This window comes from Paenibacillus sp. Y568 (assembly GCF_059445545.1).
Window position 1 is genome coordinate 177322 of record NZ_JCAIUM010000002.1, and the last position, 20523, is coordinate 197844.

Here is a 20523-nt window from a genome sequence, read left to right on the forward strand (position 1 = left end):
ACGGCTATGCAGACCTACGAACAATGTCTTGATGAAGCAAAGGGATATTTGCTCAAGCATGATGATTTTCTTGTAGTGTCGCATGTTCAGCCAGACGGAGATGCAGTCAGTTCCACGGTAGCCGTGGGCTGGCTTCTCTCATGTCTAGGGAAGAAATTCACACTGCTTAATGAAGGTCCCATTCCACAACGTATGCATTTTCTAACGCTGTCAGATACGATTCTTAATATGGAGATTAATCCTCCTACACGTATGTTTCAGCATATTATTTGTGTGGATTGCGCTGATTTTGAAAGGGTAGGTTTAACGAAGCAATTTTTTGCTGAGGATGCCCTAATGCTAAATGTGGATCATCATCCAACCAACGATGGTTATGGACATGTGAATCTAATAAAAACGGATGCAGCTGCAACAGCAGAGATTTTATTTGATTTAATCAATCGATTTGATTTCGATTGGACACAAGAGGTTGCTACAGCTATATATACAGGGATGCTCACCGATACAGGTGGATTCCGTTATTCAAATACATCCCCCAAAGTGATGGCAATTGCTTCGGAATTACTTACTTATGGTGTGAATGGTCCAGAACTTTCTGAGAACTTATTAGAAGAAATGACTCCTTCTCAAATGAAAGTATTGATTAAGGCGCTTAGTACACTTGAAATGACACCAGATGGTCGCATTAGTTGGGTTCACGTTACACCTGAACATATGATGGAATGTGAAGCGATTAATGAAGATTTAGAAGGTATTGTGAACTATCCTCGAAATATTCGAGGGGTAGAAGTGGGAATTCTATTTAAGGTGATCAACGAGAATGCTGTTAAGGTGAGCTTACGATCCGCTGGAAATGTTGATGTTGCAGCATTTGCACAAAGTTTTGGTGGTGGAGGTCACGTGCGGGCAGCTGGGTGTCGCATAGAAGGTACTTTGGATACGATTATTCCACAAGTCATAGAACGGGTGAAACAATTATTATGAGTAATCTAGAGGGTATATTAGCTGTTTATAAACCAGCTGGGTTCACATCACATGATGTGGTAGCAAAAGTTCGACGTATTGTGAAGATGAAGCGAATCGGACATACAGGGACGTTAGATCCTGAAGTAACCGGTGTATTACCACTTTGTCTGGGTCGAGCTACACGTGTGGTTGAATATATGCAAGAGCTTCCTAAGGAGTATCACGCTACGCTACGTCTTGGCATGGCTACCGATACCGAGGACATGACAGGTAAGGTTATCGAACAAGTCGATTCTGTTTCTGTTACTAAGGAAGATGTAATACAGGTATTGAATTCTTTTAAAGGAGTTATATCTCAGGTTCCTCCAATGTACTCAGCTGTGAAAGTAGACGGTAAAAGGTTATATGAATTGGCACGAGAAGGTAAGACGGTGGAACGTAAGAGTCGTGAGGTTACAATTTATGAAATTGAAATGACTGACACTTCATGGGATGGCCCTTACCCTGAACTTTCTTTTCGAGCTTTATGTTCAAAAGGAACGTATATCCGAACGCTTTCTGTAGATATTGGTCGTGCTCTGGGACTACCTTCTGTTATGGTCAAGTTAGAGAGAACGAAGTCAGCAGGAATTGATGCAGAACACTGTTTAACTTTTGAAGACATTGAGCGATGTATGGAAGAGGGAACACTTGACTCGCATTTAATACCCGTTGATCAGGCCATACCTCAATTGCCAGCACATACGGTCTCTGAAGAGAAAACATCAGCAGCGATCCAAGGTCAACGACTTTCATATAAATCTGTAACACCTGATGTGACTAGTGAAACCCCGATTCGTCTGTATGATGTTAAGGGAAGATTTCTAGGTATATATCAGAAACAAGAAGAGACGGGGGCTATCGCTCCTGTGAAAGTGTTCTTACAGGAATCATAATCGGAAATTAGGCTATCTAACGGAATTGCAGGTGAATAGTTGTGAAAACTGTTATGTTATCTTATCCACTCTCGTCCGAAATGCTGTGTGATCGTCCAGGTTCACAGGTTGTGGCTATAGGACAATTTGATGGAGTTCATGTAGGACATACAAGTGTCATTTCGTCTGCTGTTTCCTTAGCGAAAGAGAAGGGGATTCCATCGGCTGTAGTAACCTTTAATCCACATCCTAAAGATGTAATGGGTAAAGGGGACTATGAAGGTTATTTAACACCCCTTAGAATCAAACAGGAATTACTTGCAGGTATGGGTGTCGATACGATGTATGTTGCACAGTTTAATGAAGTTTTTTCTCGCGTAAGCCCACAGGAGTTCTTCACGGATGTACTTATTCAACTACATATCGATACGGTTGTTGTTGGCTTCGATTTCCATTTCGGGTACAAAGGATTAGGAGATGTGGAATTGCTTCGTGAATTGGGGCAGGGAGTAATGGAGGTAGAAGTTATTCCAGCTTTCCTGTTAAAAGGTGAGAAGGTGAGTAGCTCATCCATACGTAAGGCACTTCAGGTAGGGGATTTACAACAAGCCAATGATTGGTTCGGACGTTATTATCAATTGCGAGGTACTGTGATTGATGGTGAGAAGCGAGGTCGCACAATCGGATTTCCTACAGCAAATTTGAAATTGGATGACCGATATGTCGTTCCAGTCAAAGGCGTGTATGCTATTCGTGCATTCTTCCAGGATAGATGGATTCCTGGGGTTATGAATTTAGGCGTTAAACCAACTTTTCATGAAAAAGTAATTGCTCCTAGTTATGAAGTGCATCTATTTAATTTTGACGAAACTCTGTATGGTGAGCAATTGACTGTAGAACTTGTACATTATTTGCGTGAAGAACGGAAGTTCTCTTCTGTACAGGAATTAATTACTCAGATCCAGTTAGATGCAAAACAAGCTGAGCAATTATTAGTGTCGGAATAAGTTAGGGGTACAAGACATTTACTTTTTGCAAACAGGTGTGCTATACTAATTAACGTCATTGGAGACAGTGATATCTAACCTTAGCTTGGTTACGCGATCTCACCAACGGTAACGAGGCTAACGGCGATTATAATTGAAGGAGGTGAATAGCAATGGCATTAACTCAAGAACGTAAGCACCAATTGATTGCAGAGCACAAAACTCATGAGTCCGATACTGGATCACCAGAAGTGCAAATCGCTATTCTTACGGAGAACATTACGAACCTAATTAGCCATTTCCAGACACACAAGAAGGATCATCATTCTCGTCGTGGATTGTTGAAGATGGTTGGTCAACGTCGTAAGTTGTTGAAATACCTTAAGAATAAGGATGTTAGACGTTATAGTGCGTTGATCGAGAAACTAGGATTGCGCCGTTAATAATCCAATAATCTTACTAAATGCAGCCTGGTTGTTTACCGTATGTCCTTTTAGGAGTGACTGCGGGGCAGCCGGGTTGCTTTTAAAATATAAGGAAATACAAGTCTTTTACAGTAATGTTTTCTTATATTGATCACAGAAACGGAAACCTGAAAGTGATACATTGTATCACTGGCATCAAAAGTTCAAACTTTTGATGAAGAAAGGTGTGGCCGTTTCTTCTTGTGTATTGTTATATGAAATATCAATAATAGGAAATACTGATAGAAAAAAAGGAGGGATTTCATGGAAAATCGTGTTGAAATGCAATTAGGCGGAAGAACCTTGATTTTAGAAACAGGACGTTTTGCCAAACAAGCGAATGCAGCAGTCATGGTTCGTTATGGAGAAACAGTCGTTCTGTGTACAGTAACGGCTTCAAATGAACCAAAGGATTTAGACTTTTTCCCACTTACGGTGAACTATGAGGAAAGACTATATGCTGTAGGTAAAATCCCAGGTGGATTCATTAAACGTGAAGGTAGACCAAGTGAAAAGGCTATTCTTTCTAGTCGTTTAACGGATCGCCCTATTCGTCCATTGTTTCCAGAAGGTTTCCGTAATGATGTACAAGTTGCTAATCTAGTGATGAGCGTAGATCAAGATTGTGCTCCTGATATTGCTGCGATGATCGGTACTTCAGCAGCGCTTAGCATATCTGATGTTCCTTTTAGTGGTCCTATTGGTGGAGTTGCAGTTGGTCGTAAAGACGGGCAGTTCATCATTAACCCTAACGTAGCAGATCAAGAAGTAAGTGATCTATACTTGGTTGTTGCTGGAACAAAAGATGCCATTATGATGGTTGAAGCTGAAGCAAATGAAATGCCTGAAGAAATTATGCTTGAAGCGATCATGTTTGGTCACGATGAGATTAAGAAAATTGTTGCAACAATCAATGAATTGACAGAAAAAGCTGGTAAACCGAAAATGGCAGTTAAGCTTCATGCCGTGAACGACAGCGTTAATCAAGAAGTTCGTGAATATGCTGCAGCACAACTTAAAGATGCTGTCAAAATATCGGAAAAACATGCGCGTCAGGATGCCATTGATCAAATCAATGAAGCAACGGTAACTTTCTTTGAACAAAAGTACATAGAGACACCGGAACTGATGAAAGATGTTAAAGAAATTCTGCATGATATCGTAAAAGAAGAAGTTCGCCGTTTGATTACGCATGATAAAGTGCGTCCAGATGGACGGAAATTGGAAGAAATTCGACCTATTGAATGTGACACCAATATTCTACCTCGTACACACGGAACAGGTCTGTTCACACGTGGACAAACACAAGCACTTAGTATATGTACTCTTGGTGCGCTTGGTGATGTTCAAATTCTTGATGGTATTGATCCACAGGAATCCAAACGTTTCATGCACCATTACAACTTCCCTCCATTCAGCGTAGGAGAAGCACGTCCTCTACGTCCACCAGGTCGTCGCGAAATCGGACATGGCGCATTGGGTGAACGTGCGATGGCTAAGGTCCTTCCTTCAGAAGTTGAATTCCCTTATGCAATCCGACTTGTATCCGAAGTACTTGAATCTAATGGTTCGACTTCACAAGCGAGTATTTGTGCAGGTATTCTTGCTATGATGGATGCTGGTGTTCCTATTAAAGCACCTGTTGCTGGTATCGCTATGGGTCTAATTAAAGATGATGAACATGTTTCAATCCTATCGGATATTCAGGGAATGGAAGATCACCTAGGTGATATGGACTTTAAGGTTGCAGGTACCGCAGCTGGTGTTACAGCTATTCAAATGGATATCAAGATTGATGGAATTAGCCGTGAAATCTTGCAAGATGCTTTGAATCAAGCTAGAGAAGGACGTTTGTTCATTCTAGGCAAAATGGTAGCAGCTATTGCTGAACCAAGAACAAGTCTATCTCAGTACGCTCCAAAAATTATGACGTTGAATATTAATCCTGAACGTATTCGTGATGTTATTGGTGCTGGTGGTAAAATCATCAACAAAATCATTGAAGAAACGGGCGTTAAGATTGATATTGAACAAGATGGCCGAGTGTTCATCGCTTCTACTAACGAAGAAATGAATCAAAAAGCACGTGCTATCATTGAAGGTATTGTTCGCCAAGTTGAAGTGGGCGAAATCTATGTAGGTACGGTTAAACGTATTGAGAAGTTTGGTGCATTCGTTGAAATTCTTCCGAATAAGGAAGGTCTTGTGCATATTTCTCAATTGTCAACGGAACGCGTTGCTAAATGTGAGGATGTTATTGCTATTGGTGACTCCATCACGGTTAAAGTAACCGAAATTGATCAACAAGGACGAATTAACTTGTCACGTAAAGCAACATTGACTGTTTAATCGTTGATCACAAATAGGTTCATACATGTTTTAAATGAGAGAAAAGAGACAGAAAGCTTTATATTCTGGCTCTTTTTTTAAATTCATCTCTCTATTCATATTCCATTTGTTCTGTTCATATGATGGGACAAAGGTGACAAGGGAGATGAAATATTTCATGAATACGAGAAAGTTCGCTATTCTGCTTGCTTGTTTTACGATTGTGATCGGAATTACTCAGTTGGGTAGCGTTAAACAATTTATACAAAATGGACGAGATGGCACACCATCACAAGAGGTGTCGCTACGGTTAGACAATAGTCCAGAAGAAGATCCCTTATATCTTGAAATCAAGAAAAAAGCTGAGAGTACAAAGATAGAGCCAGTAGATGCTATCGTTGATCGGGTATGGAAGGCCATTCCTGGATATAATGGAGTGGAAGTAGACGTGGATGAAACGTACAAGCTGGCCAAAACTGCAGGGAATTCAAATTCGATTACATACAAATATCGTCAACTGATTCCGAAGGTTGGGCTTAGTGATCTTGAAGTACAACCCATTTATCGAGGTAACCCATCTAAACCGATGGTATCTTTAATGATCAACGTGGCCTGGGGTAATGAATTTATTGTACCGATGCTAAATACACTAGATCAGGAAAAAGTAAAAGCGACTTTCTTTTTTGACGGGAAATGGTTAAAGAGTAATATAGAACTGGCCAAAGAAATTCAAAAAAGAGGCCATGAATTATCCAATCACGCCTATTCTCATGCAAACATGAGTCAGTTGAGTGAAGAAAAAGCTGTTCAAGAAATAAGTAAAACTCAGAAAATTCTAGAGGATGAATTAGGTGTAGAAAAGAAATGGTTTGCACCACCTTCAGGAGATTTCGATAGTGATACGGTCCGAATTGCAAAGGGGCTAGGCATGTTTACTGTTTTGTGGACGTTGGATACTGTCGATTGGCAAAATCCCTCGCCGCAGTCCGTTGTGAAGAAAATATCTAGTAAGGTTGAACCAGGGTATCTAATTTTGATGCATCCTACATCCTCCTCCTCTCAGGCGTTACAAGGGATGATCCAAGGCATTAGAGCTAAAGGTCTGAGTTTAGGGACGATAAGCGAGACGCTCTCTTCAGATCGAGTATTAGAGCGGTTAGTTGAGTGAAGCTGATTTTTTTGGTACGATAAGGAATGCATTTATACGAAGTATCTTAGGTTGCATAATAGGAGGGCCATCGGATGGAAAAAATAAAACTTAGTAACGGCCTGAGAGTAGTCATGGAGAAAATTCCAACATGCCGTTCCGTTTCTTTCGGGATATGGGTGAAAACAGGTTCGAGGTATGAGAATCTCCAGAATAATGGTGTTTCTCATTTCATTGAGCATATGCTTTTTAAGGGAACAGAACGTTTCGATGCAAAAGATATAGCGGAACAATTTGATGCCATTGGTGGCAATGTGAATGCCTTCACATCTAAAGAATACACATGTTATTATGCCAAAGTACTAGATGAACATTTGCCTATTGCGGTAGACGTCCTTGCAGATATGTTCTTTCGCTCTAACATCGATGATCAAGAATTATCGAAAGAAAAGAATGTTATTCTCGAAGAGATTTCGATGTATGAAGATACACCAGATGACATTGTACACGACCTGATGGCGAAAGCAGTGTATGGTGATCATCCATTGGCGTACCCTATTTTAGGAACAAGGGAACTTCTTGAAGGAATGAATTCAAGTCATCTTCGCTCATATATGGATCAGCACTATACGATCGAGAACACCGTAATAAGCGTAGCGGGGAACATTGATGAACATCTTGTGGAGTTATTAGAACGCCACTTTGGTGACTTTCAGGTTCATGGAAAAGAGACTGAAATCGCTGTTCCTAAGTTCCACAGTAATGTTGTATTCCATAAGAAGAAAACGGAACAGAATCATATATGTATGTCGTTCCCAGGCTGCTCAATTGAAGATCCAAGACAATATGCTATGGTGTTGTTAAATAACGTCATAGGTGGTGGAATGAGCTCTCGCTTATTTCAAGAAATACGTGAGAAACGTGGATTGGCGTATGCTGTTTATTCTTATCACAGTTCCCATGCGGATAATGGTCTATTCACGATCTATGCGGGGACAGCTCCTAAACAAACGAAAGAGGTCATGGACCTTACGAAAGAAGTTCTATTCGATATCGCAACAAAGGGTATAAGTGATGATGAGTTGCGTAAAGGAAAAGAGCAACTGAAAGGTAGTCTAATTCTGAGTCTAGAAGGTACGGGCAGTCGTATGAATAGACTAGGGAAAAATGAGCTCATGCTTGGTAAACATCATTCACTTGATGAGATGATTGCTAAAATTGAGAAGGTATCGATGGATGATGTAGAGTCAGTGTTAGATTTAATGTTTGCTGAACCTACCTCAATAGCCATGGTTGGAGCATCAGATAAAAGTATTACAGGTATAGGGAGAGATGATTTTGTTGCATTACGTTCAAATAAATAAGTTACCAGGAAATGAAGATATTCAACTTCCTGAAAAAATGTCTCGATTAGCTTCAGGGTATGATCTGTATGCTGCAGTTCCAGAAAATGTGGTATTGCAGCCAGGTGAACGAAAATTAATACCTACTGGGTTTGCGATTGCGATGCCAGAAGGTCTAGAAGCACAAATTCGTCCACGTAGTGGACTAGCACTTAAGCATGGAATCACATGTTTGAACACGCCAGGAACGATCGATGCGGACTATCGTGGGGAAATTAGAGTTCTTCTGATTAATCATGGTGATGAGCCGTTCACGATTGTTAGGAACGAACGTATTGCTCAGATGGTGTTTCAGATTGTTCCACAAGTGGAATTGGAAATGGTTGATGAACTATCGGAGACCGTACGTGGTGACGGTGGATTCGGACATACAGGTAAATAATAATTATCAATTAAAATTTTATACCTGAAAATGAGCTTACGAATACCCTTGAGAGGGTATTCGTAAGCTTTTTTTGTCCTCACATCCATCACCCCTCCTTAGGCTTTCGCATATCATGCTGATATAGTACTGGAATTGTGAAAGGAGCGACATCCTAATGCTCACTGGAGTTAGAGTTGTGTTCCTAGGCGGGGATGCAAGACAGATTGAAGTAATTCGCAAGTGTTCACAGATGGATGCCTTAGTCTCCATGGTAGGTTTTGATGAGCTCACAGATCAGCTAGTAGACATCACAAGAGATCAATTATCTACTGAGCTATTAGAGTCAGCGGATGTACTTGTACTGCCTGTCGTGGGCTGTGACGCGGATGGGAGGGTCATGACGCTGTTCTCCTCTGAGCCATTACATCTTCTTGAGGAGCATATAGCAGCATTATCGAAGGAATGCACAGTATATACGGGAATAGCAAAACCACATTTGAGAACGATGTGTGCCGAACAAGAGATTAATCTTGTGGAACTGCTCAATCGAGATGATGTGGCCATCTATAATTCTATTCCTACTGCTGAAGGTGCTTTGATGATGGCCATTCAGCAAACCGACTTCACAATACACGGATCGACTTGTATGGTTCTGGGAATGGGACGTACGGGATTTACAATGGCCAGAAGTCTACAAGGATTAGGTGCGAAAGTAAGGGTAGGAGTACGGAGTAAAGAGCACTTTGCAAGGGCAGAAGAGATGGGCTGGGATCCTTTCATGACAAGGGATTTGGGGGAAAATGTGGGCAATATCAACTTGCTTTTTAATACGATTCCGACTATGATAGTCACAGCACAAATCCTGTCCCAGATGCCCCAAACCGCAGTTATTATTGACCTTGCTTCAGCCCCTGGAGGGTGCGATTTCCGTTATGCGGAGAAGCGAGGAATTAAGGCGGTTCTTGCTCCTGGTCTGCCCGGAATCGTTGCTCCCAAAACGGCGGGTATTATCATCGCCAATGCGTTGGTACAGTTGATTTCGGAAGAAGTCAAGATTCGGGGGGATGCAGAATGAAGTGGCAGGGAAAAACGGTAGGTTACGCAATTACAGGATCACATTGTACGCTTGAAGAAGTGATGCCACAAATATCACGATTTGTAGACGAAGGTGCTAACGTAGTGCCGATTGTTTCAAATACGGTACAAAATACAGATACGCGCTTCGGATCTTCTGAAAATTGGCTAAAACAGTTGAAAGATATAACAGGGAATGATATCATTTCTACAATTGTTGGAGCGGAGCCACTTGGACCATCTAAATTATTAGATATACTTGTTATCGGGCCTTGCACGGGTACTACGACAAGCAAGCTTGCGAATGCTATGACCGATTCACCGGTGTTAATGGCAGCGAAAGCCCAGATGCGTAACTGTCGTCCATTGGTGTTAGCTATTTCAACCAATGATGGTTTAGGTCTGAACGCAGCGAACATTGCAAAGCTGTTGGTAACAAAAAATATTTATTTTGTTCCATTTGGTCAAGATAATCCTATACAGAAGCCAAATTCCCTTGTAGCAAAGATGGATCTTATTCCTGAGACATGTTATGCCGCACTTACTGGAACACAGCTACAACCTATGATTATCGAACGGTTTCAATTTGCTTAAGCACTTATAATGAATTAGAAAATGTCATAATGAGATAAGGGGAGATACGGCAAATGAGCAATCAAAAGTTTAATGTTGCTGTTGTAGGAGCGACTGGAGCAGTAGGAGAGCAGATTATAGGCCTTTTGGAGAAACGTAATTTTCCAATTGCCAAGTTGAAGCTGTTGTCATCTGCACGTTCTGCAGGCACTGTCATTAACTTTAAGGGCCAAGATATAGTAGTGGAAGAAGCTACCCCTGATAGTTTTGAAGGAATTGATATCGCATTATTTAGTGCGGGCGGAGATGTAACAAAGGAGTTTGCTCCACATGCGGTACGTCATGGTGCTGTCTGCATAGACAATACTAATGCTTATCGAATGGACCCAACTACACCGTTGGTTGTTCCTGAAGTTAATGCGGAGAAGATTGACGAGCATGTTGGAATCATAGCGAACCCGAACTGCTCTACGATTCAAATGGTAGCTGCATTGAAACCATTGCAAGATACTTACGGTATCGATCGTATTATTGTGTCTACGTATCAGGCAGTCTCCGGAGCAGGAAGTAAAGCTATTGACGAATTGCTTCGCCAAAGCAAGTCTGTATTGAATGGCGATCAGGTTGACCCGCAGATTTTACCTGTAGGCTCACTTCCGGTTAAACACCAAATTGCATTCAATGCAATTCCTCAAATTGATAAATTTCAAGATAATGGCTATACCCTTGAAGAAATGAAAATGGTCAATGAAACTAAAAAAATCATGGGTGATGACAACATAAACGTGACTGCAACTTGTGTACGTATTCCAGTTGTGTATGGTCATTCAGAGTCTGTATATGTGGAATTAAAACAGGATTATGATATAGATGCAGTTAAAACCCTTCTTGAGAACTCCCCGGGAATTACTTTAGTTGATGATCCTTCAACTCAATCCTATCCGCTCGCTACGGATGCGGCAGGTAAACCAGACGTGTTTGTAGGACGCCTACGACGGGATTTAGGACATCAACGGGGACTGAACATGTGGATCGTTTCCGATAACCTCTTAAAAGGTGCGGCTTGGAATGCTGTACAAATTGCTGAGATTATCGTATCTAAACATTCCGCACGCTCATAAGGTATAGATATATGGAGGAATGGAAATGCGCATCTTAGTTCAGAAGTTCGGCGGTACATCTTTATCCTCTCCACAGGCGAGAGAACATGTTATTTCACATATCAAAAGAGAATTAGATGGAAATTATAATCTAGTAGTTGTTGTTTCTGCTATGGGCAGACGTGGGGAACCCTACGCAACAGATACGTTGCTCGATTGGATTGTTCAGAATGGTGATGCACTACCTGATCGTGAGAAAGATCTACTGTTGTGCTGCGGTGAGATTATCTCAGCAACAACGTTGTGTAGCTTGTTAGAACGTGAAGGAATCTCTTCAACTGTTCTCACAGGGGCACAAGCAGGTTTTGAGACAGATGATCATCACGGTAATGCTAGAATTATGGATGTTCGTCCTGCTCGTATTATTGAAGAGTTCAAAAGTCATAAAGTGGTCATCGTAACAGGCTTTCAGGGGCAGACTACTTCCGGTGATTTCACGACACTTGGAAGAGGAGGTAGTGACACCTCTGCAACAGCTTTAGGTGCTGCTCTTCACGCAGAAATGGTAGATATCTATACGGATGTAAATGGTGTGTTAACTGCAGATCCGCGTATTGTTGAAGATGCGAAACCTTTAACCTATGTTAGTTATGCTGAAATATGTAATATGGCTTATCAAGGAGCTAAAGTGATACATCCAAGAGCCGTTGAGATTGCGATGCAAGCCCAAATTCCGGTTCGTATTCGCTCGACATTCTCTGAGGATGAAGGGACACTCGTGACCCATCCTGAAGGATTCCATGATGTTCAATCTGGGGTTGTGGACCGATTTGTTACAGGTATAGCTTATGTGAGTAATGTTACTCAAATTACGGTTGACTGTAGTGATGGACCTAGCAATCTTCAATTGAAAGTATTTAAATCAATGGCAGAGAATTCAATCAGCGTTGATTTTATTAACGTTACGCCTGCGGGTGCGGTATACACTGTATTTGACCAAGAGTCAGAACGTGCGCTGACTGTACTTCAAGAAATGGGTCTTAAACCGAAGAGTTTATCAGGATGCGCAAAGGTATCTGTTATCGGCGGTGGAATTAACGGCGTTCCTGGGATCATGGCCAAAATCGTTGAATCTTTAAGTGAAGAAAATATACAAATACTGCAATCAGCAGATTCAAATACAACCATTTGGGTGCTAGTTAAGAAGGAAGACATGGTTCAATCTTTACGCTCCCTTCATACGAAGTTTGAGCTGAATCGGTAGATAATGCTTACAAAGTCAAGTTTCCTACAGAAACTTAAGGATTACGCTTACGAAGTCAAGTTTCATATTGAAACTTTTAGGAGGAACGACATTGGAATTTGGAAGATTAATTACAGCTATGGTAACCCCCTTTGATGATCAGGGCCGTATTAACTGGGATGAAACCTCCAGACTAATGGATTATCTTATTGACGAACAAAAATCAGATTCCTTGGTCATTGCTGGAACGACGGGAGAATCACCTACGTTAAGTGACGAAGAGAAACTTGAGTTATTTCGGTTTGCCGTTGATAAAGCGGGAGATCGGTGCAAAATCATTGCGGGGACAGGCAGCAATAATACTCAACATTCGATTCATTTGACACAAGAGGCTGAGAAGCTTGGCGTTGATGGGGTCCTATTAGTAGTTCCTTATTATAACAGACCTAATCAAGAAGGAATGTTTCGCCATTTTGAAGCGATTGCTAAGGGTACCCAACTTCCAGTCATATTGTACAATGTGCCAAGTAGGACGGTTGCTAGTCTCTCCGTCAAGACAACCCTACGCCTAGCAGAGATCCCTAATATTGTAGCGACAAAAGAATGTGCCTCGTTAGAACAAATTACGCTGCTTGCTTCATCAGCACCTGCGGATTTCAGAGTATATTCTGGTGATGACTCTTCAGCACTTCCAACACTTGCTGTTGGTGGTTATGGAATTGTTAGTGTAGCTAGTCATATTATTGGTTCCGACATGAAGAATATGATTGATTCTTATCTCGAAGGTAATGTAAGAAAAGCAGCTGATCTACATCAGAAATTGTTCCCTATCTTCAAGGGCTTATTTGAATGTCCGGATCCACTACCTAACCCTTCGGCTGTTAAGTATGCTTTACAGTTGCTAGGACATGATGTGGGAGGAGTTCGACTACCTCTTATTACTCCTAATGAAGATGAAGCATTATTCATCAGAAACCTTATTACTAATCTGTAATTCCCAAGAAAGAGGGATTATTTATAGGTTGGATGAGCACCTCTTTAGAGGTGCTCATTTTTTAAATAAAGGTTTATAGAATAGGGAAGCTTAACACTTACATGTAAGATGACTTGTTTTTTCACTTTTTAATCATGTATAATGGGAGCAAGTGACTGGGTGCGGTATATTTTTGAAATATAATATAAATAATGGTACACGTCCAAAACCATACAAGGAGGGTAAGATTCAATTGTCTAAGAAACTAAATAACGATAAATTGACGATATTTGCTTTGGGCGGCGTCGGTGAAATCGGAAAGAATATGTATGTCATTCAATATGCAAATGACATTGTTGTAGTGGATTCTGGATTGAAGTTTCCAGAAGAGGATATGCTCGGAATCGATATAGTTATTCCAGATATTTCTTATTTAACAGAGAATCGTGATAAAGTGAGAGGCATTTTGCTAACACATGGACATGAGGATCACATCGGTGGATTACCTTACGTGTTGAAACACCTTAACGTTCCTGTATACGGAACCAAGCTTACGCTTGGATTGGTGGAGAATAAGTTAAAAGAAGCTAATTTGCTTGGCGAAACGAAACGAATTCTTATTGATGAAGATTCCGAAGTGCAAATTGGCTCAACTATGAAAGCTACGTTCTTCAGTACGAATCACAGTATTCCTGATTCTGTAGGTATTTGCATAGCGACTCCAGAGGGGAATGTGGTTCATACCGGAGATTTCAAATTTGATCATACTCCTGTAAATGGACAATTTGCTAATTTACAGCGCATGGCAGCTATTGGACAAGAAGGTGTACTTGCACTTCTTTCGGATAGTACAAATGCTGAGAAACCTGGATTTACACCATCAGAACGTAATGTAGGTGTTGTACTCGAGGATATTTTCCGCAAAGCTTCACAACGTGTTGTCATTGCAACATTTGCTTCTAACGTACACCGTATTCAACAAGTGGTTAACGCTGCTGAAGCTACAGGACGTAAGATAACCGTTATCGGTCGTAGTATGGTCAATGTAGTATCTATCGCTTCGGAACTTGGTTATTTGATCATACCAGACGGTATGTTAATTGAACCAGAAGAAGTGAACAAGATGGCTGCTGATCGTGTTGTTATTTTGTGTACAGGTAGTCAAGGGGAGCCAATGTCTGCGTTAACACGTATGGCTCGCTCTACACATCGTAAAGTTGATATCTTACCTGGAGACACAGTAATTATTGCGGCAACGCCGGTTCCTGGTAATGAGAAATTTGTAGGTCGTACGATCGATGAGTTGTTCAAACTTGGTGCTGATGTCATTTATAGCGGTTCCAATTCTGGGGTTCACGTTTCTGGTCATGGTAGTCAGGAAGAATTGAAGCTTATGCTTAATCTGATGAAACCGAAATTTTTCATTCCAATTCATGGTGAATTCCGTATGCAACGTAAACATGCTTTGTTGGCTGAATCTGTAGGCGTGGAATCAGAGAACATTTTCATTACAGAGCTTGGAGAAATCGTTGAAATCGTGAATGGTTCAGCTCGTAAAGCTGGAAAAGTAACGGCAGGAAACGTGTTGATTGATGGATTAGGCGTAGGAGACGTTGGTAATATCGTTCTTCGTGACCGTAAACTACTTTCACAAGATGGTATACTAGTTGTAGTTGTCACACTTAGTAAACAGGATGGAAGCATCATGTCAGGACCTGACATTATCTCAAGAGGATTCGTATATGTACGTGAGTCTGAAGGACTTCTAGATGAAGCTAATCGTATTGTTTCGAGTACACTTCAGAAGTTGATGAGTGAAAAGGTTAATGAATGGGCATCACTGAAAACAGGTGTGAAAGATGCATTGGGGCGTTTCTTGTATGAACAAACTCGCCGCAGACCTATGATTCTTCCTATCATTATGGAAGTGTAATTTCTAAATAAATAGACGACTAGATATAAGCAAGCACACAGTCGCCCCTATTCGCAGGCAATATTGGACGGTTCCCTGCGGAATAGGGGCATTTTATGTTGTTTTGAGAAGTTGTGTTTTATCAAAAGGGTAATGTAGTTTATACATAGTATAAATGTAGTATCTTTTCTCCCATACTAGCATAGCAGGTTATGACATGGTTGATGAAAAGGAGATATGGCATCTATGACGAATCCAAAGAATGATGAGAAGACAGTACCGAACGAGAAGGAACGCTTTGAGACGGAGGTTCCAGAGCAACATAAGGATTCTCAAGTAGTTAACACGATTGAGCAACTAGGACAAACAGCGGTACCCCATGCGGAATCAAATATATTTTGCATGACGATTATCGGTCAAATTGAGGGTCATGTCGTTCTACCGCCTCAGAATAAAACAACCAAGTATGAACATATTATCCCCCAACTTGTAGCAGCTGAACAAAGTAAGGAAATTCAAGGTATTGTGATTGTCCTGAATACGGTCGGTGGGGATGTGGAAGCGGGTCTTGCTATTGCTGAGATGATAGCTTCTCTTACAAAACCAACAGTAACCGTTGTGATCGGTGGCGGACATAGTATAGGGGTACCTATTGCCGTGGCAGCGACTTATTCCATTATTGCTGAAAGTGCTACGATGACGATCCATCCGATTCGCCTAAATGGACTAGTTATTGGTGTTCCTCAGACATTTGAGTATATGGAGAAAATGCAGGAAAGAGTCGTTCAATTTGTAACTTCTCATTCGAGAATTACGGTGGAGAATTTTAAGGAATTAATGTTTAGAACGGGAGAGTTGAATCGAGATATTGGGACGGCTGTTGGAGGAATGGATGCAGTGAAGTATGGATTAATGGATGAGGTCGGGGGAATTGGACTTGCGTTAGCTAAATTAAACCTACTGATTAACGATCAACAAGCAGCCCAACTGCAAGGGAGGCTACAATAATGACGTTATATACAGTTATGCCGATGGAAATTATTTGGGAAAATAGTTTCAAAGAACCCGAACCGACGGTAGAAATTGTTATCGAAAGTATACGCATGCAGGTTATGCCTATTGACCAGAGTAGCGCACAGATTGTGAGATTACTGGATTGTTCATTACAAGATTATTTGAATCCTTCATTTGCACCGGGTCAGATGATACGATATATTCCTTCTGTACAAAAATGATCCTTTGGACCGATAAACAGAACATAGGTACCCACGGGTAATTATGGTATAATGTTGTTTCGGGGGTGACTTTTTTGGCCAAGAGAAGGAAAAAAAGGAAGGTTACATTAGGTAGCATACTTAAATACGAAATATATGGGATTATTCTCATTACACTATCTGTTATTGCCTTATCCGGTGAAGCGACGGTCGGTTGGTCATTGTCCAAAATGTTTGGACTTTTATTAGGGAGATTTTATTTTGTCGCGCCATTGGTAGGGATATATTATGGACTGATGGTTATGATCAACAGAAAATGGCCGAATCGGTGGAACACGCGGAAGAGCGGGCTGTTGCTTGTTGTGTTCGCTTTTACTCTAATGAGTAGCATTTCGAGTATAGAATCCAAATTAGCACCCATATCTGGTTTAACATCGGGTAGTATATTTGCACAAGCACAATCGGACTTGCACGGGGATCTATTGAAAAGTTCCGATCAGATTGAGCATTCAATGATGGATAAGGATATTGGTGGCGGTTACGTCGGTGCTATCCAGTATGCTGCACTTTTTTGGTTGTTTGGTAGTATAGGATCAAAGTTGCTAATGATTGTCATGTTTATTATTAGTTTTATGCTGGTCACGAACTTATCCTATGTAGACTTAATTCGAATTGTCCGAACTAGGGTAATGAAAGTCGGCTCCTTTGTACATAAGCAATTTAGTATGCGTCAAGCAACCGGAAATAAGGCAACTTCATCTACAAGGGGGTTAGCAGAAAGAAACAGACGACTTCTTCCTGGGGATGATGACGATGATGATTTTGATGAAGTCATCCTTCCTAAAGTCAAAAGGAATACTCCTGTATTTTTTCAACTATTTGGTGGGAAAAGTGCGAAAAAAGATGATTCCTACACAGAAGAAGATTCTGAGAACATCATAGATGATATTGAAATGGTGGAACCTGTTCAGCGAAAAGGAAGAGTACGTAAATCGGAGAAACCAATCATTGACGAGGAGGTACAGTATACTTCTGATCCAATGCCAGATGACAAAGATTCTTCAAGAGAGAATATATCACCAACGGTACCGATTATACGTGATTTCTTTGAACATGTGAAAGCTGAGGGACTTACGGATGAAGATGATCTAGAAGAGGCCTTTACAGGACAGGAAGTTGCTGAGCTAAAAGAGTCAATTATGAAAAATTACGGTGAAATTTCAGGTGAACCTACATCTGAACATGGACAAGCTTCGGATATTTTATCAGATCAAGAAATGACTGATGAGTTCAATGAGATTACGGACGAAGGGTCGTCAGAGCTTGTCATTGCACCGGCTCCACCTCCAAAACCTTATGTGTTACCTCCGTTCCGCCTACTTGGTAAACCTAATAGTGCAGGGAAATCTGGAGATCAAAATGATTATATGCAGACTGCTCGTAAACTTGAAGCAACGCTAGAAAGTTTCGGTGTTCGTGCTAAAGTATTAGAAGTTGTACGTGGCCCAGCGGTAACACGTTATGAGATACAACCCGATATTGGTGTTAAAGTCAGTAGGATTGTGAACTTAACAGACGATATCGCGTTGGCACTCGCTGCCAAAGATATTCGTATGGAAGCTCCGATCCCAGGGAAATCGGCTATAGGCATTGAAGTGCCCAATAATGAAGTATCCATCGTTACGATGCGTGAAGTGATGGAGACTACGATATTTCAAGAAGCAGACTCGAAGTTGTCGGTTGCATTTGGTAGAGATATTTCAGGTCAGACGATTATTGGTAATCTGGCGAAGATGCCGCATTTACTTGTAGCAGGTGCGACAGGATCGGGTAAATCCGTCTGCATTAATGGAATTATAACGAGTATTCTTTATAAGGCGAAACCGGATGAAGTGAAATTCCTCATGGTCGATCCTAAGATGGTTGAGTTGAATGTGTATAACGGTATCCCGCATCTGCTAGCACCCGTTGTGACGGATCCCAAACGAGCATCTCTAGCACTTAAGAAAATTGTAGTTGAAATGGAGAAGCGCTATGAGTTGTTCTCTAAATCAGGTACTCGTAATATCGAGGGCTATAACAAATTAATGAAAGACAACTTACCAGCTGTGCTTCCTTTCATTGTTGTTATTGTTGATGAGTTAGCAGACTTGATGATGGTAGCGGCAAATGATGTGGAAGAGGCAATTACTCGTCTCGCACAAATGGCTCGTGCAGCAGGAATTCACCTTATCATTGCTACCCAACGTCCTTCAGTGGATGTTATAACGGGTGTAATTAAGGCGAATATTCCTTCTAGAATTGCATTCGGAGTTTCTTCCAATGTGGATTCAAGAACCATTCTAGATATGGCAGGGGCTGAGAAACTCCTTGGTCGTGGAGATATGTTATTTATGCCAATGGGCTCATCGAAGCCGATTCGGGTACAAGGAGCCTATTTAACAGATCAAGAAGTGGAGAATATTGTGGATTACGTACGTGATCAAGGTATGCCAACGGAATACGACGAATCACTCGTCCCAGAGATTGAAGAATCGACGGGGAATGGAGATGAGATGATGGATGAACTCTATGATCAAGCCGTACAAGTGATACTCGAAGCGAAGCAGGCATCGGTGTCTCTTTTACAACGTAGAATGCGGGTTGGATATACACGTGCTGCACGTCTAATTGATTCCATGGAAGCTCGAGGTATTATCGGACCTTACGAGGGAAGCAAACCACGAGAAGTGCTATTATCGATGGAGCAATATCAACAACAGAGCAGAATTAGTTCTTAAAGTGAAAAGAGTTTCCCCAATCGGGGAGGCTCTTTTTTTTCGCAGATAGAAGCTAGTTCCAGATTCACATGTTCAAAGGAGACATATTGGGTCTAGATCGGGTAACTAAGAATCTTTCTACTGGTACTCGTCGTGTGACATGCATAGGAAGCTAATGGTGAAGTCATAATAACTTTAGGCATCCTGTAAAAACACAACAGAAAGGTAGAGCTGAACTATGAACAAATCGAAAGGCTGGATCTCTATAGGATTGGTGCTTCTGTTGTCCATCTCCACGTTCGGATTTATGAATGACACATCTCAAGCAGCAATAGAACCTTTGGATCAGTCATTTGCACCGTCTCAACCGGTATTTAGCACGAATGCACTAGGAGTTGGAACGTCGGGCCAAGATGTATATGAGCTGCAAGGACGTCTTAAGTACTTAGGCTTTTATACAGGCAAGATCGATAGTAACTTTGGAAATAACACGTTGAAATCTGTCAAATGGTTTCAATCTGAGTTCGGAATGAAGGTTGATGGCGTAGTAGGAGCTAAGACGAAGTTAAAGCTATATAATGCCACTAAAGATTGGAAACCTACGGAACCCAATAACAATGCGGGAAATAAAACAACAGCCACAAAAACGAAAAAAACAGAAGAAAAGACAGCGTTAGGTTCTTCTAATTCGATGGGGCTTTCTGAAAATGATCTGAAGATCATGGCGAATGCTGTTTATGGTGAATCCCGTGGTGAACCTTTTGAAGGCCAAGTTGCCGTTGCGGCCGTGATTCTAAATCGAGTGAAGTCACCTAGCTTTCCGAATACCCCGTCAGGCGTCATATTTCAACCAGGAGCCTTTACGGCAGTAGCCGATGGGCAAATCTATTTGGAACCTAATGAAGGTGCCAGACAGGCTGTTCAGCAGGCTCTGAATGGATGGGATCCATCGGGAGGATGTTTGTATTACTTCAATCCGAAGACAGCTACGTCGAAGTGGATCTGGACACGTCCTCAAGTGAAAACGATCGGGGAACATATTTTCTGTATGTAACAAGAAAAGAAGGCAATCGAAGGTTTGTCTTCGGTTGCTTCTTCACTTT

At 41.3% G+C, this 20523-nt stretch carries 18 protein-coding genes; all 18 read left to right on the forward strand.

The window, feature by feature from the left end:
- Positions 1-6: 6 nt before the first annotated feature.
- Positions 7-984, forward strand: a complete 978-nt coding sequence (locus AC1D7X_RS03905; RefSeq protein ID WP_495456221.1) for a DHH family phosphoesterase — start codon at positions 7-9, stop codon at positions 982-984.
- A complete protein-coding gene (gene truB, locus AC1D7X_RS03910; protein WP_495474686.1) occupies positions 981-1901 on the forward strand; it encodes a tRNA pseudouridine(55) synthase TruB in 921 nt (306 codons plus the stop codon). The genes AC1D7X_RS03905 and truB overlap by 4 nt, the downstream gene beginning before the upstream one ends.
- A 53-nt stretch (positions 1902-1954) precedes the next feature.
- Complete coding sequence (locus AC1D7X_RS03915; protein WP_495474769.1) at positions 1955-2887, forward strand: bifunctional riboflavin kinase/FAD synthetase; 933 nt, start codon at positions 1955-1957, stop codon at positions 2885-2887.
- A 152-nt stretch (positions 2888-3039) separates the two neighbouring features.
- Positions 3040-3309: a 30S ribosomal protein S15 gene (gene rpsO / locus AC1D7X_RS03920; RefSeq protein WP_495456218.1), complete on the forward strand. Its 270-nt coding sequence runs from the start codon at positions 3040-3042 to the stop codon at positions 3307-3309.
- Positions 3310-3594: 285 nt separating this feature from the next.
- Positions 3595-5679, forward strand: coding sequence for a polyribonucleotide nucleotidyltransferase (gene pnp / locus AC1D7X_RS03925; protein ID WP_495474687.1), 2085 nt, complete (start codon positions 3595-3597; stop codon positions 5677-5679).
- A 157-nt stretch (positions 5680-5836) separates the two neighbouring features.
- Positions 5837-6826, forward strand: a complete 990-nt coding sequence (locus AC1D7X_RS03930) for a polysaccharide deacetylase family protein (protein ID WP_495456216.1) — start codon at positions 5837-5839, stop codon at positions 6824-6826.
- A gap of 74 nt (positions 6827-6900) precedes the next feature.
- On the forward strand, positions 6901-8169 hold the full coding sequence (locus tag AC1D7X_RS03935) for a M16 family metallopeptidase (protein ID WP_495456215.1): 1269 nt from the start codon (positions 6901-6903) through the stop codon (positions 8167-8169).
- On the forward strand, positions 8144-8590 hold the full coding sequence (gene dut, locus AC1D7X_RS03940) for a dUTP diphosphatase (protein ID WP_495456214.1): 447 nt from the start codon (positions 8144-8146) through the stop codon (positions 8588-8590). The genes AC1D7X_RS03935 and dut overlap by 26 nt, the downstream gene beginning before the upstream one ends.
- 157 nt (positions 8591-8747) lie before the next feature.
- Positions 8748-9647 (forward strand): dipicolinate synthase subunit DpsA, encoded by a 900-nt coding sequence (gene dpsA, locus AC1D7X_RS03945; protein WP_495456213.1) that lies wholly within the window; start codon positions 8748-8750, stop codon positions 9645-9647.
- Entirely contained in the window at positions 9644-10240 is a 597-nt protein-coding gene (locus tag AC1D7X_RS03950; RefSeq protein WP_495456212.1) for a dipicolinate synthase subunit B, read from the forward strand. Before dpsA ends, AC1D7X_RS03950 begins: the two co-directional genes overlap by 4 nt.
- A 53-nt stretch (positions 10241-10293) precedes the next feature.
- Positions 10294-11340, forward strand: coding sequence for an aspartate-semialdehyde dehydrogenase (locus AC1D7X_RS03955; protein ID WP_495456211.1), 1047 nt, complete (start codon positions 10294-10296; stop codon positions 11338-11340).
- Between the two features lie 25 nt (positions 11341-11365).
- Positions 11366-12583 (forward strand): aspartate kinase, encoded by a 1218-nt coding sequence (gene dapG / locus AC1D7X_RS03960; RefSeq protein WP_495456210.1) that lies wholly within the window; start codon positions 11366-11368, stop codon positions 12581-12583.
- 91 nt (positions 12584-12674) lie between these two features.
- The gene (gene dapA, locus AC1D7X_RS03965) at positions 12675-13556 is read left to right on the forward strand and encodes a 4-hydroxy-tetrahydrodipicolinate synthase (RefSeq protein WP_495456209.1); all 882 of its coding nucleotides are present in this window, start codon (positions 12675-12677) and stop codon (positions 13554-13556) included.
- Between the two features lie 232 nt (positions 13557-13788).
- Entirely contained in the window at positions 13789-15468 is a 1680-nt protein-coding gene (locus AC1D7X_RS03970) for a ribonuclease J (RefSeq protein ID WP_495456208.1), read from the forward strand.
- Positions 15469-15693: 225 nt separating this feature from the next.
- The gene (locus AC1D7X_RS03975; protein ID WP_495474688.1) at positions 15694-16455 is read left to right on the forward strand and encodes a ClpP family protease; all 762 of its coding nucleotides are present in this window, start codon (positions 15694-15696) and stop codon (positions 16453-16455) included.
- Positions 16455-16682 carry a YlzJ-like family protein gene (locus tag AC1D7X_RS03980; RefSeq protein WP_495456206.1) on the forward strand — a complete coding sequence of 76 codons (228 nt, stop codon included), beginning with the start codon at positions 16455-16457 and terminating at the stop codon, positions 16680-16682. Before AC1D7X_RS03975 ends, AC1D7X_RS03980 begins: the two co-directional genes overlap by 1 nt.
- Before the next feature lie 74 nt (positions 16683-16756).
- Complete coding sequence (locus tag AC1D7X_RS03985) at positions 16757-19441, forward strand: FtsK/SpoIIIE family DNA translocase (protein WP_495474689.1); 2685 nt, start codon at positions 16757-16759, stop codon at positions 19439-19441.
- Positions 19442-19658: 217 nt separating this feature from the next.
- A complete protein-coding gene (gene sleB / locus AC1D7X_RS03990; protein WP_495456204.1) occupies positions 19659-20474 on the forward strand; it encodes a spore cortex-lytic enzyme in 816 nt (271 codons plus the stop codon).
- Positions 20475-20523 lie beyond the last annotated feature (49 nt).

Excerpts from the sequence above, each read along its gene's own strand:
- AC1D7X_RS03930 (WP_495456216.1), top strand. The coding sequence starts at position 5,837 with ATGAATACGAGAAAGTTCGCTATTCTGCTTGCTTGTTTTACGATTGTG.
- AC1D7X_RS03935 (WP_495456215.1), top strand. The coding sequence starts at position 6,901 with ATGGAAAAAATAAAACTTAGTAACGGCCTGAGAGTAGTCATGGAGAAA.
- dpsA (WP_495456213.1), top strand. The coding sequence starts at position 8,748 with ATGCTCACTGGAGTTAGAGTTGTGTTCCTAGGCGGGGATGCAAGACAG.
- sleB (WP_495456204.1), top strand. The coding sequence starts at position 19,659 with ATGAACAAATCGAAAGGCTGGATCTCTATAGGATTGGTGCTTCTGTTG.
- rpsO (WP_495456218.1), top strand. The coding sequence starts at position 3,040 with ATGGCATTAACTCAAGAACGTAAGCACCAATTGATTGCAGAGCACAAA.
- AC1D7X_RS03980 (WP_495456206.1), top strand. The coding sequence starts at position 16,455 with ATGACGTTATATACAGTTATGCCGATGGAAATTATTTGGGAAAATAGT.
- AC1D7X_RS03955 (WP_495456211.1), top strand. The coding sequence starts at position 10,294 with ATGAGCAATCAAAAGTTTAATGTTGCTGTTGTAGGAGCGACTGGAGCA.
- pnp (WP_495474687.1), top strand. The coding sequence starts at position 3,595 with ATGGAAAATCGTGTTGAAATGCAATTAGGCGGAAGAACCTTGATTTTA.
- AC1D7X_RS03975 (WP_495474688.1), top strand. The coding sequence starts at position 15,694 with ATGACGAATCCAAAGAATGATGAGAAGACAGTACCGAACGAGAAGGAA.
- AC1D7X_RS03905 (WP_495456221.1), top strand. The coding sequence starts at position 7 with ATGCAGACCTACGAACAATGTCTTGATGAAGCAAAGGGATATTTGCTC.
- AC1D7X_RS03915 (WP_495474769.1), top strand. The coding sequence starts at position 1,955 with ATGTTATCTTATCCACTCTCGTCCGAAATGCTGTGTGATCGTCCAGGT.
- truB (WP_495474686.1), top strand. The coding sequence starts at position 981 with ATGAGTAATCTAGAGGGTATATTAGCTGTTTATAAACCAGCTGGGTTC.
- AC1D7X_RS03950 (WP_495456212.1), top strand. The coding sequence starts at position 9,644 with ATGAAGTGGCAGGGAAAAACGGTAGGTTACGCAATTACAGGATCACAT.
- dapG (WP_495456210.1), top strand. The coding sequence starts at position 11,366 with ATGCGCATCTTAGTTCAGAAGTTCGGCGGTACATCTTTATCCTCTCCA.